15 protein-coding genes and 2 pseudogenes are annotated in these 17,739 nt (G+C 64.4%); 13 read left to right on the forward strand and 4 right to left on the reverse strand.

Annotated features, from left to right (window positions below):
• The first annotated feature begins 132 nt into the window (after positions 1 to 132).
• Together Q427_RS15025 and Q427_RS15030 are read left to right on the forward strand one after the other, a co-directional pair.
• Positions 133 to 672, forward strand: coding sequence for a hypothetical protein (locus tag Q427_RS15025; protein ID WP_043515355.1), 540 nt, complete (start codon positions 133 to 135; stop codon positions 670 to 672).
• A 153-nt stretch (positions 673 to 825) separates the two neighbouring features.
• Entirely contained in the window at positions 826 to 1,506 is a 681-nt protein-coding gene (locus Q427_RS15030; protein WP_155833582.1) for a hypothetical protein, read from the forward strand.
• Positions 1,507 to 1,616: 110 nt separating this feature from the next.
• On the opposite strand, the gene Q427_RS15035 is transcribed toward Q427_RS15030, so the two are convergent.
• Positions 1,617 to 1,823, reverse strand: coding sequence for a cold-shock protein (locus Q427_RS15035; RefSeq protein WP_043515357.1), 207 nt, complete (start codon positions 1,821 to 1,823; stop codon positions 1,617 to 1,619).
• Between the two features lie 386 nt (positions 1,824 to 2,209).
• Here Q427_RS15035 and Q427_RS15040 point away from each other — a divergent pair, with 386 nt between their 5' ends.
• Entirely contained in the window at positions 2,210 to 2,854 is a 645-nt protein-coding gene (locus Q427_RS15040; RefSeq protein WP_043515360.1) for a LysE family translocator, read from the forward strand.
• A gap of 348 nt (positions 2,855 to 3,202) precedes the next feature.
• Here Q427_RS15040 and Q427_RS15045 read toward each other — a convergent pair.
• Positions 3,203 to 5,154 (reverse strand): annotated as a pseudogene (locus Q427_RS15045) (transglycosylase SLT domain-containing protein).
• Between the two features lie 199 nt (positions 5,155 to 5,353).
• On the opposite strand from Q427_RS15045, the gene Q427_RS15050 reads away from it, so the two are divergent.
• From Q427_RS15050 to sixA, 7 genes and pseudogenes are all read left to right on the forward strand, one after another.
• Positions 5,354 to 5,881, forward strand: coding sequence for a PaaI family thioesterase (locus Q427_RS15050; RefSeq protein ID WP_231613716.1), 528 nt, complete (start codon positions 5,354 to 5,356; stop codon positions 5,879 to 5,881).
• Positions 5,874 to 6,344 (forward strand): PaaI family thioesterase, encoded by a 471-nt coding sequence (locus Q427_RS15055; RefSeq protein WP_043515362.1) that lies wholly within the window; start codon positions 5,874 to 5,876, stop codon positions 6,342 to 6,344. The genes Q427_RS15050 and Q427_RS15055 overlap by 8 nt, the downstream gene beginning before the upstream one ends.
• A gap of 94 nt (positions 6,345 to 6,438) precedes the next feature.
• A complete protein-coding gene (gene htpG, locus Q427_RS15060) occupies positions 6,439 to 8,343 on the forward strand; it encodes a molecular chaperone HtpG (RefSeq protein ID WP_043515364.1) in 1,905 nt (634 codons plus the stop codon).
• A 256-nt stretch (positions 8,344 to 8,599) separates the two neighbouring features.
• Positions 8,600 to 10,171: a Re/Si-specific NAD(P)(+) transhydrogenase subunit alpha gene (locus Q427_RS15065; RefSeq protein ID WP_043515366.1), complete on the forward strand. Its 1,572-nt coding sequence runs from the start codon at positions 8,600 to 8,602 to the stop codon at positions 10,169 to 10,171.
• Positions 10,172 to 10,187: 16 nt separating this feature from the next.
• The gene (locus Q427_RS15070) at positions 10,188 to 11,633 is read left to right on the forward strand and encodes an NAD(P)(+) transhydrogenase (Re/Si-specific) subunit beta (RefSeq protein WP_043515368.1); all 1,446 of its coding nucleotides are present in this window, start codon (positions 10,188 to 10,190) and stop codon (positions 11,631 to 11,633) included.
• Between the two features lie 115 nt (positions 11,634 to 11,748).
• Positions 11,749 to 12,851, forward strand: a pseudogene (locus Q427_RS15075) (NAD(P)H-dependent glycerol-3-phosphate dehydrogenase).
• Entirely contained in the window at positions 12,844 to 13,335 is a 492-nt protein-coding gene (gene sixA, locus Q427_RS15080; protein ID WP_043515370.1) for a phosphohistidine phosphatase SixA, read from the forward strand. The pseudogene Q427_RS15075 and the gene sixA overlap by 8 nt, the downstream one beginning before the upstream one ends.
• A 29-nt stretch (positions 13,336 to 13,364) precedes the next feature.
• On the opposite strand, the gene Q427_RS15085 is transcribed toward sixA, so the two are convergent.
• Entirely contained in the window at positions 13,365 to 14,312 is a 948-nt protein-coding gene (locus tag Q427_RS15085) for an AEC family transporter (RefSeq protein WP_043515372.1), read from the reverse strand.
• A gap of 223 nt (positions 14,313 to 14,535) precedes the next feature.
• Between Q427_RS15085 and Q427_RS15090 the strand changes: the two genes are divergently transcribed.
• The 3 genes from Q427_RS15090 to Q427_RS15100 are packed head-to-tail and all read left to right on the forward strand — an operon-like array spanning position 14,536 to position 17,155.
• Positions 14,536 to 15,351: an alpha/beta fold hydrolase gene (locus tag Q427_RS15090; protein WP_043515374.1), complete on the forward strand. Its 816-nt coding sequence runs from the start codon at positions 14,536 to 14,538 to the stop codon at positions 15,349 to 15,351.
• On the forward strand, positions 15,348 to 16,217 hold the full coding sequence (locus Q427_RS15095; protein WP_043515376.1) for an alpha/beta fold hydrolase: 870 nt from the start codon (positions 15,348 to 15,350) through the stop codon (positions 16,215 to 16,217). Before Q427_RS15090 ends, Q427_RS15095 begins: the two co-directional genes overlap by 4 nt.
• Before the next feature lie 14 nt (positions 16,218 to 16,231).
• The gene (locus tag Q427_RS15100) at positions 16,232 to 17,155 is read left to right on the forward strand and encodes a patatin-like phospholipase family protein (protein WP_231613717.1); all 924 of its coding nucleotides are present in this window, start codon (positions 16,232 to 16,234) and stop codon (positions 17,153 to 17,155) included.
• 143 nt (positions 17,156 to 17,298) lie between these two features.
• On the opposite strand, the gene Q427_RS15105 is transcribed toward Q427_RS15100, so the two are convergent.
• Positions 17,299 to 17,739 (reverse strand): Smr/MutS family protein (locus Q427_RS15105; RefSeq protein WP_043515378.1); only part of this gene is annotated, 441 nt, incomplete at its 5' end.

The following is a 17,739-nucleotide window of genomic DNA, read 5'->3' on the forward strand; positions in this document are numbered from 1 at the left end:
GGCGTTGGTCTACGGCATCTTGATGGGCGTTGATCCATCCAGCCGCCCAGCGCCAGCGTCAGGCGCTGGTGGACCAGGCGCTTCCCGAGGTACTGGTGGAGCTGGACCGGCCTGGCACCTCCGCTGGCAGCCATGACACCTGACCAGCGGCTGGCGCTGATCGAACTGGCACTGCCGGTGCTGCGCCAGCTGACCACCGCTCAGTTCGCCGGCTTCCGCGCCTGTCTCGCCCGGCTAATGGCCGAGGAGGCCCAGCCGGGTGCCCTGCAGTGGGCGCTGCACCGCCTTGTGCTCGTGGGCAGCGAAGGGCCGCGCCACCGCCGTCACCGTCATCGCCACCTGGCTGAGCAGGATGCCGCCGTTGCATGCTTGCTGTCGAGCCTGGCCAGGGCGGGGGACGTGGACGAGGCGGAGGCCAGGGATGCCTTCCAGTCCGCCCTGCAGACATTGCCGATCACGCCGGCTTACATGGACCGGCTGGCGGCCCCGACGGAGCTGGATCAGGCAATGGAGCAGCTGCTGCAGCTGAGGGATGACGACAAGGTCCTGCTGCTGGATGCCATGGCGCGCTGCGTGTGCCATGACGGTCACATTGCTCCGGGCGAAGCCGAGATGCTGCGCGCAGTCGCCTGGTCCATGGGCTGCCCCCTGCCGGCCACGGCCGCCGATTGATGCACTGCGCTTTCCTCGGAAGGGATCGTTTTGCCGATGTGCTGTCCAATTCCCTAGCACACAGCAGTTGCTGTCGACTTGCAGGGACGTCAGGGCTTTGCTGCAATGAGCCTCTTTAACCCTGACGGCCTCATATTGACTGGAGATACTTGAATGGCAAAGACTCCCTGGAAACTTGCCGCAGTTGGACTGACCCTTGCGTTGGGCGTGGCCGGCTGTGGTGATACGGAAGACGAGGCCGGGGCACCCGAAGTCGAGGAGACGGAAATTCCCGCGGAGGAGGCGCCGGAAGACATCATGCCCGACGATACGGACGCTTTGCCCGAGGATGCGCCCGTGACAGAGGAGGAGGCGGTACCCGAAGACGCTGCCCCCATGGAGCCGGGCGACGAGATCGAAGCGGATGTCGATACGCTGGGCGAGTCACCGGCTGCCACCCTGGACGAAGGGGGCGCCCTGCCGGGTGAACCCACCAGCGCTGATATCGATGCCATCCTGGAGGATACCGAACGGCGCTTCGAAGAGGCGCAGCGGCGTATCGAGGAACAGTATGAAGAAGTCGAGCGGGATTCGCCGGTGTTGGAGCCCATGGACGACACCACAGATTTCCGCTCGACGTTCGAACCCATGCAGGACGATACGGGTGATACGCCTTCAGCCATCGACGAGGAGGCGGAGCGGCGTGGCGAGACGACGCAGTCGGATATCGACGCCATGCTTGAGGACACCGAGCGGCGCTTCGAGGAGGCCCGGCGTCAGCTCGACGAGCAGTTCGAAGAGGCCGAGCGGCGCGATCCGCAGAGTGAGGCGCCACAGTTCGACATCGAGGATTGAGTAGCCAGGCTCCGTCGTGCCATGAAAAAGGCCCACCGTCAGGTGGGCCTTTCGTCTGGGGGCCTGGCCTCAAGCAGAGGCCAAGCTTCTACGCCTGCCGAAGCAGTACCTCAGTCGGCGAGCTTGATGTTGGAGGCCTGAAGGCCCTTCTTCCCCTGAGTGACTTCGAAGGTGACCTTTTGGCCATCCTGCAGGGTCTTGAAGCCGTCAGCCTGAATCTCGGAGAAGTGGGCAAACAGATCGTCACCACCGTCGTCCGGAGAGATGAAGCCATAGCCCTTGGTATCGTTGAACCACTTGACAGTGCCAGTTGCCATTGTCGATTTCCTTGCTTACTGATTGATCGTGCCGGGCACTCGGCAGTGCCGAAGGCCCGAAGTGCGTGGGCAAGGCGAGAAAAGTGCGCTTCGGGTGTATCGACAGATCGACATACAACTAACGACTTCCCACTTGCTGTCCAACGCAACGGTTATTGCATGAGTGGCGAACCACCATGCCCGCCCAAACAACTTTAGATAGAAAAAATCGGAGCGTCCAGCGAATCGCGCGCCTGAACTATGCCATATCGACAGCATGGGCACGGGGCCATGGGGCAAGCCTGCCACTCCGTTTGGTCAACAACGTGTGAGATGACGCGTCCTTGGCGTAGAATTGCCCCTTTGCCCGATCCTGGGTCAATGCGTCGGCAGGGAGTGCTCGATACATGTTGTGGGATGCGCAGTTCTGGCCATTTCTGGTTGCCATTACCCTGCTGACCCTCAGCCCCGGGGTGGATACCTTGCTGGTGATCCGCAACACGGCCCGGGGCGGTGTGCGCGATGGGGTGCTGACCAGCGTGGCGATCTGCTGTGGCCTGTTCGTTCATGCCGCTGTCTCGGCGCTGGGGATTTCACTGATCCTGCTGCAGTCGGCTTGGGCCTTCGGCCTGCTCAAGCTGGCGGGTGCCGGCTATCTGGTCTGGCTGGGCCTCGCGAGCCTATGGGCGGCGCGGCGTGGTCAGGGCCTGCCGGTAGCTGGGGTATTGGGAGAGCGTGAGGCACGGCCGGTATGGCGGCCTCTGCGGGAAGGGCTGCTATCCAATGTGCTAAACCCCAAGACCGTCGTGTTCTACATGGCTTTTCTGCCCCAGTTCATCGCCCCGACCGACCCGGCACTGATCAAGTCGCTGTGGTTGGCCGGGGTCCATTTCATCATCGCCAACCTGTGGCAGATCGGCATCGTCGTGACGGTAGGCAGTGCGGGGCGCTGGCTGGGAAGCCGCCTATTTGCCCGCGTCTTGAATGGCGCCACCGGTGCGGTGCTGGTCGGGTTGGGGATCAAGCTGGCGCTGGAGCGTCAGCCCGTCTGAGCGGTCGGAAACGCCAGGGCCCCCGGTTGTAGCAGGGGCCCTGGATGTCCTGCCAGCAGATCAGCGTCAAGTCCGACAGGCTCCTAGGCTCTGTCCGAAAACTGGCTGCGCTCGACCATACTGCGTTAAAAATCGGCTCAAAGTACTTATTTACACCCCGTAAACTCCGTCTTTGGACTCGCAACATCCATGTCGCTCGCTCTTCGAGCAGCGGAGCTGCCCAAATCGGCTTTCCTGCCGATTTGTCGCCGATTTTTGCCTTGCGACCCACAGGGATGTGGGAAGTGCGCGGGCCCGTCGGGAACGGGCCTAGCCCTGGCCTTCGCTCGCCGACTTTTCAGACAAAGCCTAGTTGCGGGCCAGCAGCGAGCCGTCGTAACGGACCGTGGTTTCCGCCGAACTCAGCATCGAGACGCCTTCGGTGCTGCCACCGTTGGCCAGGCTCTCGAAAATGACCCGGTAGGCGAGTACCGCCTGGACATAGTCGCGTGTCTCGCGGAAGGGAATACTCTCCACGAATAGATCGAACTCCTCCGGCGAGTCGCGCAGCCAGCGGTCGACCCGGCCGGGGCCGGCATTGTAGGCCGCCGCCGCCGCCAGGCGATTGCCCCGATAGCGGTTGGTCATATCGCGAATATAGGTACTGCCCAGGCGAATATTCAGCTCCGGGTCGAGCACGCCATACGGGCCAGGGTCGCTGATGCCGAGCTGGCGGCTGAGCTGGGTGGCGGTACCGGGCATGATCTGCATCAGCCGCGGGCGCCGGCGGGGGAGAGCGCCGTCGGGTTGTAGGCGCTTTCACGTCGCGCAATGCCCATCAGCAGGTAGGGGTCGACGCCGGTGTTGTTGCCCCAGCGCAGAAAGTGTTCTCGATAGGCTTCCGGGAATCGCCAGTCCAGCGCGTCCCACATCTGGCCGGTGATGGTGGTCTGTACCAGGCGGGCATGCCAGCCGCGGCGCGCGGCGTAGTCGGCTAGGGCCCGCGCCTCCCGGGACGTTCCGATGGCCACCGCGTTCAGCCATTCGCTGTTGGCCAGGCCGTCCTCGCCGATGCGCAGCAGGGCCTCCGTACGCTGCACGGCCGGCCACTGGGCGACTTCCTGGCGATACGCCTCGTCGAAGCCATTGCGCTCCAGGTTCAGGGAATAGGGGCGATTGAGACGGTCCGAGGCGGCGAAGGCAAAGAAGTTTCGACCATCGGCGGCACGAGCATAGGCGACCTGGGCGCGCTCCGAGTCGCCCAGCTGTTCGTGGGCCCGCGCCTTCCAGTATTGCCAACGGCTATTGTCGCGTGTTTCGTCGGGCATCGCCTCGATCCAGCGCAGCGCGCCGGTCCAGTCCCGGCTGGTCAGCGCATGGCGCACACGCAGCTCGAGTACCCGCGCGGTGCCGACGCGGGGCAGGATATCGTCCACCCAGCCCCGGTTGTTGTCGATGTTGCGCACCAGGGAGTAGAAGGCCAGGTCCTCCTCGATGGTGTGGCGATGTTGGCCATCGAAGGTCAGGTGAGGGGCGACCTTACGCCATGCCTCCATGGCGGCTTCGGTATCGGCGCGGGTGAAGCCGTGCATGGCGGCGGCAAACAGCGCTCCGCTGCCGCGACACTCGGGGCCGATACAGTTGGGCACACGGGTGATGGCGGAATAGTCACCTTGCAGTCGGGCCTTGGCGTCCCGGGCTTCCTGCCAGCGACTGCCGAGCTGACGACCCAGGTAGCTGGCAAGGCCGTTTTCGCCCTGCTGCCAGGCCAACATCTTGCGCTCCCAGATATCGACTTCGCTGATCTCCCCCTTTTCCCGCAGGTGACGGAACAGGGAATCGCAGGCCGACGGCTGTGAGCGGCCCACGTGCCAGAGTTTCCGGCCTCCCTCTGCGGCGGCCTGCGGGTTGCTGCCCAGTAGCGCCGTGTAGTAGTGGCACTGCCGCTCGGCCCCCGTGGGTTCACCATCGGCGACGGCAAGGACGGCACCGTAGCGGCCGGCACTGCCGTAGCGGCTGATGGCCTGGCCGCGCATCCACTCGGCCAGGGGAGCGTCCTTGTGGCGCTCGATGTAAGCCAGTACCTGGCTGGGCTCGGCCTGGGGCAATTGATGGCGCAGACGGTGGTACTCCACGTAGCCGGAGAGCACATGACCATCGATCGCGCTGTCGTCAATCTTGTCCCATTGCTGGTTGCGTGCTGCCTCCAGCGCCTCGCGCAGAGCGCTGTCACTGGGCTGGGCATGGGCAATGAGTGGCAGGCTGATGACTGCCGCCGCGAGCCAGGCGGCGGCGCGGATAACCGGGTGTCGATGGCGCATGGTGTCGGCCTCCGGAAGGCTGAAGTCGGAACCTCTGTATCGTCGCCCATTGGAGCATATTTGAGCAGTGGTTGGGTGACGTTTTACAGAGTAATGGTAGGTAGCGTTTAACGCCCGGCCGCTTGTGCGGACGCAGCCCGAAGGCTAGGCTAAGCAAGTTTCGATCAAACGCTTGTTGGGTGGTTTCGGGGGTGTGGATGTGAGTCAAGATGAACAAAATGCCGAGGCCGTCGGTCCTGGCCCCGAGGCGTGGCGAACCGCTCTGTCCCGCTTCGTCAACGTGATTCCGCATACCCGGGAGTTGGGGCTCGAGGTGATCGGCGTGGTTCCTCCGGAAGTGACGATGCGACTTCCCTGGCGCGACGAGCTGCTTGGCGATACCACCCGGGGGCTGGTGCATGGCGGCGTCCTCACCATGCTGCTGGATACCGTCTGTGGCTCCGCCGTACTCTGTGGCCTGCCCTCGCCGGAGGTCTGCCCTACCCTGGACCTGCGGGTCGATCATTACCGGCCGGCGGTGGCTGGCAAGCCCATCATGGCCAGGGCCCGCGTGCTGTCGGTGACCGAGTCGGTGGTCTTCACCGAAGGTATGCTCTGGCAGGAGCCCGAGCGTCCGATTGCTCGTGGCATCGGCAACTTCATGCGCCTGGGGCCGCGCAATACGCCGCCGGGCTTTGTTGAGGCGCTGTTCGGCGAAGTGAATGACGGAGCGAACGACCATGCTTGACGACTTTCACGATGCGGCCTGGCTGGAGAAGACCCGGGCCGAGGGTGATGTGGCCGCCTGGCTGGCGCGGGTGCCCTATGCCCGCTTCATCGGCGTATCGGCATCGCCTGACGCCGAGGGGGACGGCATGGTCTTTCATCTCGAACCCCACGCGCACAATGTCGGTAATATCCTGCTGCCGGCCATTCACGGCGGAGTCGTGGCCGCCTTCATGGAGACGGCGGGAACCCTCGACCTGATGCTCGCGACGCGGACCCCCCGGTTGCCGCGCATCGTCGACTTCTCCATTGACTATCTGCGCGCTGCCCGCGTGATACCCACCCATGCCCGCTGTCGCCTGCTGCGGGAAGGCCGTCGCATGGCCAACGTTCAGGTAAAGGCGTGGCAGGAGTGCGAGGAGGAACCCGTGGCCACGGCGCGCCTGCACTTCGTCCTCGGTGTCCCGGAAGACCCCGGCGCTTGAAATTTCCCCCTCGGGCCCCATATCGCAGAACAGTTCTACACGTGCGACGCCATGGCGGCGTCGCCGCTGGTTCAAGCCATGAGGTAACCGATCCATGTCCACTATCGCTCACGAGGAAACGCTAGGCTTCCAGACCGAGGTCAAGCAGCTGCTGCACCTGATGATTCACTCCCTCTATTCCAACCGGGAGATATTTCTACGCGAGCTGATTTCCAACGCTGCCGACGCCTGCGACAAGCTGCGCTACGCGGCGCTGGACAACGATGCGCTGTACGAGGGGGACAGTGAACTGCGCATCGAGATCGAACACGATCAGAAGGCCGGCACGGTAACGGTGCGCGACAACGGCATCGGCATGAGCCGAGGCGAGGTGATTCAGAACCTGGGCACCATTGCCCGCAGCGGCACTGCCGAGTTCCTCAAGCAGCTCTCCGGCGAGCAGCAGAAGGACGCCAGGCTGATCGGCCAGTTCGGGGTTGGCTTCTACTCCAGCTTCATCGTCGCCGATGAGGTAACGGTGCGTACCCGCAAGGCTGGCTCGGACAAGTCCGAGGGCGTCGAGTGGCGATCCAGGGGCGAAGGGGAGTTCACCGTCGCCGATGTCGAGAACGAGCGGCATGGCACCGAGATCGTGCTGCACCTCAAGTCGGATGCCAAGGAATTTGCCGACGACTTCCGTCTCAAGAGCCTGGTGCGCAAGTACTCCGACCATATCGAGGTGCCGGTGCGCATGCCCAGGGTCGAGACCGCCAAGGACGACGACGGCAAAGAGATCGAGGGCAGCGAGGTCACCACCTGGGAGACCGTCAACGAGGCCACCGCACTCTGGTCCCGCCCCAAGGGCGAGATCTCCGACGACGAGTACAAGGCGTTCTACAAGCACGTGGCCCATGACTTCAGCGATCCGCTGGCCTGGAGCCACAACAAGGTCGAGGGCAAGCTCGAATATACCAGCCTGCTCTACGTGCCGGGGCGTGCGCCCTTCGACCTCTACGAGCGGGATGGTGCCCGTGGCGTGAAGCTCTACGTGCAGCGCGTCTTCATCATGGACGACGCCGAGCAGTTCCTGCCGCTCTACCTGCGTTTCATCAAGGGTGTGCTCGATACCCGCGAGCTCTCTCTCAACGTTTCCCGGGAGCTGCTGCAGCAGGACCCCAAGGTCGAGAAGATCAAGAGCGCGCTGACCAAGCGGGCGCTGGACATGCTCAAGAAACTGGCCAAGGACAAGGAGGCCTACCAGACCTTCTGGAACACCTTCGGCACCGTGCTCAAGGAGGGGCCGGCGGAGGACTACGCCAACCGTGAGAAGATCGCCGGGCTGCTGCGTTTCTCGACCACCCATACCGACAGCGCTACCCAGGACCAGTCGCTGACCGACTACGTCGAGCGCATGAAGGAGGGGCAGGCCAAGATCTACTACATCGTGGCCGACAGCTTCAATGCGGCCAAGTCGAGCCCTCACCTGGAGATCTTCCGCAAGAAGGGTATCGAGGTGCTGCTGCTATCCGATCGCATCGATGAGTGGCTGATGAGCCACCTCACCGAATTCGACGGCAAGACGCTGGTCGACGTGGCCAAGGGCGAGCTGGACCTCGGTGAGATCGAGGGTGAAGAGGAGAAGAAGGCCCAGGAGGAGACCGCCAAGGCCAAGGAGGATCTGGTCAAGCGGGTCAAGGAGGCGCTGGGCGATGAGGTCCAGGAGGTCAAGGTGACCCACCGCCTGATCGATTCACCGGCCTGTGTCGTGCTGCCGGAGCACGAGATGGGCTTTCAGATGCGTCGCATCATGGAAGCCGCCGGTCAGAAGGTGCCTGAAGTCAAGCCGATCCTCGAGCTCAACCCGGAACATGCGCTGGTCGATCGGCTCGAAGCGGCAGAGGGTGATCGTTTCGCCGATCTGGCGCGTATCCTGCTGGATCAGGCGATCATTGCCGAGGGTGGGCATCTCGACGACCCGGCGGCCTATGTCAAGCGGCTCAATGCGCTGCTGACGACCTGATCCGTCCAGAGGCATTATCCCATTGTCACACCATGCCACAGGCCGCCTTCGGGCGGCCTGTGTGCCGTCTCTTTCACGCCTCGTATCACCCTTGACGTCAACGTCACCCCTCCTTTTTTCCGTTATTTCAGCCGGATAGTGCTACCTTTGGTTGCCATTGATCAGGCGCGCTGCTGTTGTGCATTGCGTCATGGTCAGGTATGAATAGTTGGTTTGACCTATCCGAAACTTCGATAACACATAAGGGAGATCCAACGTGAAGATTGGTGCACCCAAGGAGCTCGCCCAGGGGGAGGCACGCGTTGCGCTGACCCCTGACAGTGCACAGCTCATCCATAAGCTTGGACACGAATGCCTGATCGAATCCGGGGCCGGTAGCGCTGCCGGCTTCGACGACGATGCCTACCGCGCGGCCGGCGTCACCGTGGTGGAGAGTGCCGAGGCGCTCTGGCACGAGGCCGAGGTAGTCATCAAGGTGCGTGAGCCCAGCGATGCAGAGGCAGACTCGCTGCGGGACGGCCAGACGCTGATCAGCTTCTTCTGGCCGGCCCAGAACGAGACGCTGCTGGAGCGCTGCCGGGCCAGGGGCGCCACCGTGGTCGCCATGGACATGGTGCCGCGAATCTCCCGGGCACAGAAGATGGATGCCCTGTCGTCGATGGCCAACATTGCCGGCTACCGGGCGGTGATCGAGGCGGGCAACAATTTCGGCCGCTTCTTCACCGGCCAGGTGACCGCCGCGGGGAAGGTGCCGCCGGCCAAGGTATTGGTCATCGGTGCCGGTGTGGCGGGTCTTGCCGCCATCGGAACCGCGACGAGCCTCGGTGCGGTGGTGCGCTCCTTCGACGTGCGCCCCGAGGTCGCCGAGCAGATCGAGTCCATGGGTGCCGAGTTTCTCTTCCTCGACTTCGAGGATTCCCAGGATGGCTCCGGCACCGGTGGCTATGCGGCGCCCTCGAGTCCCGAGTTCCGCGAGAAGCAGCTGGCGCTGTTCCGCGAGCAGGCGCCCGACGTGGATATCGTCATCACCACGGCGCTGATTCCCGGCAAGCCGGCTCCCAAGCTGTGGCTGGAGGATATGGTCAAGACCATGAAGCCGGGTTCGGTGATCGTCGATCTGGCCGCCGAGAAGGGCGGCAACTGCGACCTGACCAAGCCGAACGAGAAGGTGGTCAGCGACAACGGCGTGACCATCGTCGGCTATACCGACTTCCCTTCGCGCATGGCGACCCAATCCTCGCTGCTCTATTCGACCAACATCCGGCACATGCTCACCGACCTGACGCCGGGGAAGGATGGCGCCATCGTCCACGACATGGAAGACGACGTGATCCGTGGCGCGACGGTTGCCCATGCCGGCGAGGTCACCTTTCCGCCGCCGCCGCCCAAGGTCAAGGCGATAGCCGCTGCCAAGCCGAAGCCCAAGGAGAAGGCGCCGACCCCGGAGGAGAAAAAGGCGGCAGAACTTGCCACCTTCAAGGCCCAGACCAAGCGTCAGCTGACGCTACTGGGTGTCGGGGGCGCCCTGATGCTGCTGTTGGCGCAGATCGCCCCGGCCTCCTTCATGCAGCACTTCATTGTCTTCGTCCTGGCCTGCTTCGTGGGCTTCCAGGTGATATGGAACGTCAGCCACTCGCTGCATACGCCGCTGATGGCGCTGACCAATGCCATCTCCGGGATCATCATTCTCGGCGCTGTGCTGCAGATTGGCTCGGGGAACTGGGTCGTCATGCTGTTGGCGGGTATCTCGGTGCTGATCGCTACCATTAATATCGTGGGCGGCTTCCTGGTGACACGCCGGATGCTGGCCATGTTCCAGAAATCCTGAGCGGCGGAGTAACGACATGTTGGGTCAAGGTTTTGTTTCTGCCGCAGCCATTGCGGCAAGTGTGCTCTTCATCCTCTCCCTGGGAGGGCTGAGCAATCAGGAGAAGGCCAAGCGGGCGGTATGGTACGGCATCATCGGCATGGCGTTGGCGGTGGTATTCACGGCCTTCGGTCCCGGTATCGGCGCGCACTGGCTAATGATTCCCCTGGTCATCATCGGCGCGGCGATCGGCTGGGTCGTGGCCAAGCGGGTCGCCATGACCGAGATGCCTCAGCTGGTGGCGGCGCTTCACTCCTTCGTCGGCCTTGCCGCGGTGTTCGTGGCCTGGAACGCCGACCTCGAGCGTCGCCGCGTGATGGCCGCTCAGGCGGTGGGCGCCGCCCAGGAGGAGTTCTCGGCCTTTGCCGCACTGGTGGCCACTAAAGCGCCCGACGAGCTCACCTTTCTGCAGCTCGAGGTGGTGTTCGCCATCTTCATCGGTGCCGTGACCTTCACCGGTTCGGTCATCGCCTTCGGCAAGCTGGCCGGCAAGGTCGACGGCAAGGCCAAGCAGCTGCCCGGGGGGCATAAGCTCAACGCCGGCGCCGCGGTGATTTCACTGCTGCTGGCCATCCTCTACCTCAACGGCGCAGGCTTCTGGACCCTGCTGTTGCTGGCCGCCCTGGCGTTCTTCATCGGCTACCACCTGATCATGGGCATCGGCGGGGCTGACATGCCGGTGGTGGTGTCGATGCTCAACAGTTATTCGGGCTGGGCGGCGGCGGCGATCGGTTTTACGCTCTCCAACGATCTGCTGATCGTGACCGGTGCCCTGGTGGGCTCTTCCGGTGCCATTCTCTCCTACATCATGTGCAAGGCGATGAACCGCAACTTCATCAGCGTCATCCTGGGGGGCTTTGGTGCCGAGCAGACGGGTGCCGCGGCCGAGATCGAGGGCGAGCAGGTGGCCATCGACGCGGCAGGTGTGGCCAGTTCGCTGAACAACGCCAACAGCGTCGTCATCGTGCCGGGCTACGGCATGGCGGTGGCCCAGGCCCAGAACGCGGTGAGCGAACTGGTGCGCAAGCTGCGCTCGGCGGGCAAGGAGGTGCGTTTCGCCATTCACCCGGTGGCAGGGCGCCTGCCGGGGCACATGAACGTACTGCTGGCCGAGGCCAGGGTCCCCTACGATATCGTGCTGGAAATGGACGAGATCAACGACGATTTCCCCAAGACGGATGTCACGATCGTCATTGGCTCCAACGATATCGTGAACCCTGCCGCCCAGGATGACCCCAACAGCCCCATCGCCGGCATGCCGGTGCTCGAGGTCTGGAAGTCCGCGGTCGTCTTCGTCTGCAAGCGTGGCCAGGGCACAGGCTACTCGGGCATCGAGAATCCGCTGTTCTACAAGGACAACACGCGGATGTTCTATGGTGATGCGCGCGAGAGCATCGATTCGCTGCTGTCGTTGATCGACTGACGCAATCGACCGGGCCGGCATCGTCGGCCCGGTGCTATGCTAAGCACCAAGCGCCCCCGAAGGGGGCGCTTTTCGTTACACTCTACTCTCAACCCGACTTTATTCTGGGGCGACCATGTCAGATGATCCCATGCGGGTGGCGGTGCTGGGCGGAGGCAGTTTCGGTACGGCGCTTGCCAGCATTGCTGCCGACAACGGGGCAGAAGTGTGCCAGTGGCTGCGCGACGCCGAGCTGGTGGAGCAGATCAACCGCGAACACCGAAACGGCCGCTACCTGCCCGATTTCGCCATCAATCCGGCGGTCAAGGCCTCGAGCGACATGCAGGCAGTGCTCGAGCGGGCGGAACTGGTTCTCGTGGCGATTCCTTCCAAGGCCTTTCGCGACGTCGTGCGTCAGGCACTTCCCTGGCTGCGTGACGACCAGATCCTGGTGAGTACCACCAAGGGTATTCAAGAGGATGGCTTCAAGCTGATGAGCCAGATTCTCCAGGAGGAGACGGGCTTCACCCATATCGGGGTGATCTCGGGACCCAACCTGGCCACGGAGATCGCCCAGAAACAGCTTACCGCCACGGTGGTGGCCAGCGATGACCCGCTGACTCGCACCCGGGTGCAGCAGGCGCTGAGTTGCGATTATTTCAGGGTCTATGCCAGCAACGACCGCTATGGTGTGGAGCTGGGCGGGGCGCTCAAGAATATCTATGCGATCGCCGCCGGCATGGCCGCCGCCCTGGGCATGGGCGAGAACACCCGCAGCATGCTGATGACCCGTGCACTGGCCGAGATGGGGCGGTTTGCGGTGGACCAGGGGGCCAACCCCATGACGTTTCTCGGGCTCGCCGGGGTCGGCGACCTGATCGTCACCTGCTCGTCGGACCTGTCGCGCAACTATCGGGTCGGCTATGCGCTGGGCCAGGGGAAGTCCCTCGATGAGGCGGTGGCGGCTCTGGGTCAGGTGGCCGAGGGGGTCAACACGGTGCGCCTGGTGCGCGACAAGGCCCGCGAGGACGATGTCTACATGCCCCTGGCCGAAGGCTCTACCAGGTGCTCTTCGAGGGTGTGCCGGCGCGGGAAATGGCGCGCATGTTGATGCGAGGTGAGCAGAGCAGCGATGTGGAATTCCTGCTTTCGCGGGAGGACGTGCAGCGGGCCCACCGGCGGGTCGAAGCCGCTGACGATCAGCCGGACGCCAGCAGGGGGGAGGCACGCAATGAGTAAGCGCTTGCTGATCATGCGCCATGGTGAGGCCGGGCCGGGCAGCGTCGATGCCGAGCGCAAGCTTACCGCCCGCGGTCATGCCGAAGCCGCGCGCATGGCCGACTGGCTGCAGTATCAGGAGCTCGATGAAGCGCGAATCCTCGCCAGCCCCTATGTGCGCGCCCGGCAGACTGCGGATCATGTGGCGGCCAGCCTGGGCCGTGAGGTCGAGACCCTGGCCATGGTGACGCCCGACGATCCCCCCGAGGCGGTGAGTGACTGGCTGCTGGAGCAGCCTGGTCGAGAACCTCTCGTGTTGGTCAGCCACATGCCGCTGGTGGGTGCGCTGGCGGGGCTATTGGTCGAGGGGCGAAGCGACCGCGGCCTGGCCTTTCCCACGGCGGCCGTGGCTGAGCTCGAGGCGGAGGTGTGGGCGGCGGGCTGCGCCAGGCTGCGACGTTTCATGGCGCCGAACGACGTAGCCTGGCCGGACAAACGTACCTGACCCTGAAACGGTGCTGTGAGCAGCCTGGCTTAGATCAGCCCGGCGAGGCGCAAAGCGAAAATACCCAGGGTGATGGTCACACTGGCCATCAGGGTGGTCAGGGCGATGATATTGGCGGTGAGCACGGCATTGCCGCCCATCGCCTTGGCCATCACGAAGGCCGCCGCTGCCGTGGGGCTGGCGAAGAACAGGAAGAGCACGCCAAGCTCGCGTCCCCGGAAGCCGACCAGCCAGGCGGCTCCGGTGGCCAGCGCCGGTATCGTGATCATCTTCATCAGGCTGGCACTGGCGGCCAGCCGTCCCGATGCCCGGATCGAGCCCAGTGAAAGGGTGGCGCCGATACAGATCAGTGCCAGCGGAAGGGTCAGCGAGGCAAAGTACTCCCCTGAGGTCATCAGCCAGCCGGGAAGACGCCACTCCATGGCGGCCACTGGCACCGCCACGACCACGGCCAGGATCAGTGGATTGTGCGCAATGTGCGAAATGATGCTGCGCCAGTCGGTGCTGTGGTCTTCTTGGTAGCTGGTTAGTGCAATCACGGAGAGGGCATTATAGGTAATGATGACCACGCCGAGTAAGAGTCCCCCAGCAGAGAGGCCGTAGTCTCCATACAGGCTTGCTGCAAGCGCGAGACTAACTATGCCTGCGTTGCCGCGGAAGGCGGCCTGGACATAGACGCCGCGGTCCGCATGCGGCACGCGCAGGATGGCCCAGCCCCAACTGAACAGGAAGCTGCCCAGAGTGGCCAGGGCAAAGAAACCGAGCAGCAAGGGGTTCAGCGTGGCGTCCAGGTCGGCCTTGATGATGCTGAGAAAGATCAGCATCGGCAAAGTGCCCTTGAAGACCAGCAGCGAGGCGGTGTTGATGAAGGACTGATCGATCCAGCCGGCACGCTTCAGGCCAAGGCCGATGAAGACCATGATGAAGACCGGCAGGGTGACTTCCAGGGTGCCGAAGAAAACGTCGATCAGTTCCATTCAACGAGCCAGCCACAGGCCGATGGTCACGGCGGCGATAACGGTGATCCAGAAGACACGGTTACGGATGCGGGTATCACGCGGGGGGCGCGGCGCTGGCATGACGAGACTCCGTTTGATCGTGGACATGGGGGAGCCGAGGGTTCGACTTGGCGAAATAGGGTAAACCCGTTAGCCTGCTATCGCCACAGACATTATGTCTTGCTTGACACTGGACACTATCATGACCGCTTCCCCCGCTAGCCAACGACCGCGATTGATCTTCGCCCATGCCAATGGCTTTCCCGGCATGAGCTACCGCAGCCTGCTGGCGCCGCTGCGCGAGCGCTTCGACGTTCACCCGGTCGACCGCCTGGGCCATCACCCCGACTACCCGGTCGGTCACAACTGGCTGGCACTGCGTGATGAACTGCTCGACCACCTGACCCACAGCGAGGAGCCCGCCATCGGCGTGGGACACTCCATGGGCGGTGTGCTGATGGCCATGGCCGCCGAGCGTGCCCCCGAGCGCTTTCGCTGCGTGGTCATGCTGGACCCGCCGCTGATGCTGGGGCTGGATGCCTGGGGGATGAAAGTGGCCAAGCGTTTCGGTTTCGTCGACCGGGTCACGCCAGCGGGCAAGTCCAGGGGGCGGCGCTCGGCGTGGCCCGATCGTGACGCCATGGCCAATCACCTGCGTCGTCGTGGCCTGTTCCGGCGCTTTACGCCCGATGCGCTGCATGACTATGTCGAGGGGGGCACCCGGCTGCGCGACGATGGCTCGGCCGAGCTGGTCTATGACCCCGCCATCGAGACCGAGATATTCCGTCAGCTTCCCGACCACCTGACTCGCCTCCCGCAGCGCCTGCAAGTGCCCTTCGGCCTGCTCGCCGGCCGTGACTCCGACCTGATCACGCCGGCGCGCCGACGCCGGCTCGAACGACATCGGATCAAGCTGTCGCTGGTGCCGGGCACGCACATGTTTCCCATGGAGCATCCCGAGGAGACTCGCCAGGCGTTGGTGGCCATGCTGGAAGAGCTGCTGGAGGTATCGGCATGAGCGATCCACGAGCCATTAGCCTGGCCGGGGGACGGCTCGCGGGATTGTGCTGGGGCGCCGAGCAGGCCCCGACCTGGCTGGCGCTGCACGGCTGGCTGGATAACGCGGCGAGCTTTACGCGACTGGCACCGCTGCTGGCACGGCGTCTGGGCATACGGATCGTGGCCATCGATTTCACCGGGCACGGCCATTCGCAACATGTCGCGGGCGATTATGCGCTATGGGACTACTGCCACGACCTGCTGGATGCCGCCGATGAGCTGGGCCTGGAGCGGGCCACGCTGCTGGCCCACTCCATGGGGGCAGGCGTGTCCTGCCTGACCGCTGCAGCGCTCCCCGAGCGCGTTGACCGGCTGATCCTGATCGATGGCATGGGGGCGCTTACCACCCCGGCCGGCGACGCAGCACAACAACTGCACAAGGGGCTTCGTGCCTCCCGTCGTTCCCTATCGGCCGCACCGCGCTATCCTGATATCAAGACCGCCGTGGCGGCACGGGTAGCCGGCGGCGTGACGCCCATCGATGCCGATACCGCAAGCCCGGTAGTGGCGCGCAATCTCAGCGACGAGGGCGACGGGCATGTGCGCCTGCGAACCGATGGTCGCCTGCTCTGGCCCTCGCCGGTGCGTCTGACGCCCGAGCAGGTCCTGGCGCTGCTGGGGGCCATCAAGGCGCCGGTGCTGCTGATCGAAGGCGAGGGCGGCATATTGGGAGAGAGGGAGTCGGCGGCCGCCGCACGCTCGGCGGTCTCGGCGCTGACTCGCCGGGTGTTGCCCGGTGGCCATCACCTGCACCTGGAGCTCGGTGCGGTGGCGGCGGTGGCCCAGGCGATCGTCGACTGGCAAATCCTGGACGAAGTTGTGTGACAGGGAGCGACATCATGGGTGGTGCAACGGCAACAACGACGGGCAAGCGTGTCGCCCTGACCCTTGGCAGCGGTGGGGCGAGGGGCTATGCCCATATCGGCGTGATCGACGTGCTCGAGGCCCGCGGCTACGAAGTCGTGGCGATTTCCGGCTGCTCCATGGGGGCCGTCATCGGCGGTATCTATGCGGCGGGGGAGCTCGATGCCTACCGCGAGTGGGTCTGCCAGCTCGACTACTTCGATGTGCTCAAGCTGGTGGATGTGACCTGGAGCCCCATGGGGGCCATGCGCGCCAGCAAGGTGATGAGCAAGCTGGAGGAACTGGTCGGTGACTGCCTGATCGAGGACCTGCCGATCCCCTTGACCACCGTGGCCACCGACCTGGCCCGCCAGCGTGAAGTATGGTTCCAGACGGGCTCGCTACTGCGTGCCATGCGTGCCTCCATCGCCATCCCCGGCGTCATCACCCCGGTGCATATCGGCGACCAGACCCTGGTCGATGGTGGCCTGCTCAACCCCTTGCCGATCATCCCAACCGTTTCGGCCCATGCCGATCTCATGCTGGCGGTCAACGTCACTGCGCACAGTCCACAGCCGGTGACACTGGAGGAGCTGCTCCCGCCTGATCAGGGCATCGCGGCAGCGGAAGAAGAGAGCGCCTCTTCGCTGAGCGGCTGGATGGACGTTCGCGGGGCGACTCGGCGCCTGCTGGACGGGTTGGGCAACGGTGGGGCAAACGATGTGGATAATGAAGTCGGGGAGGGCAAGACACCCAATGGGCGCCGCGCCTGGGGGCGGCTGGACATGATCCTGGCCTCCTTCGATATTACCCAGGCGGCACTGGCGAAGTACAAGGTAGCAGGCTACCCCCCCGATATCCTGATCGAAGTCCCCAAGACGGTCTGCGGCGCCTTCGAGTTCCATCGCGCCGATGCCTGATTCGGCTGGGACGCACCTTACCCTCCAGGCGCTGGACCAATACGAAGGGCGCTGCCAGGTTGGCAGCCCGGGAATGATCGTTCAGCCGCCCCAGATGCCGGCGGAACGCGAGTCGGGCGGCGGTGCCTGAGGCGACTGGAGGCCTAGGCGTCCTGGCCGCGTCGGCGCAACAGCACATACACCGCACCGGTGCCCCCATCGGCATCCAGGGCCGAGCAGAAGGCGAGTACCGCCGGCCATTCGCGTAGCCAGGCGTTCACATGGCTCTTGATCACGGGGTAGTTGGCGGTGCTGCCCCATGCCTTGCCGTGGACTATCAGCACGCAGCGCATGCGCTTGGCGGTGGCGTCGCGCAGGAATCCCTCCAGCTCGCTGCGCGCCTCGTCGAGTGTGAGGCCGTGCAGGTCGAGCCCGGCCTCCCAGACGATGCGCCCCCGCTTGAGCTGAGTGCGGGTGCGGTGGGGCAGGTCGGGCAGGGCAAAATCGAGGGGCTCCGAGGGGCGCACGGGCTCAACCCGGCCATCGCTGGTACGGCTGGCGGATTCGCTGTTCCCTGCGGCAACCGCCGCGGCGCGGCGTTCGGC

The organism is Halomonas sp. BC04, from assembly GCF_000568385.1.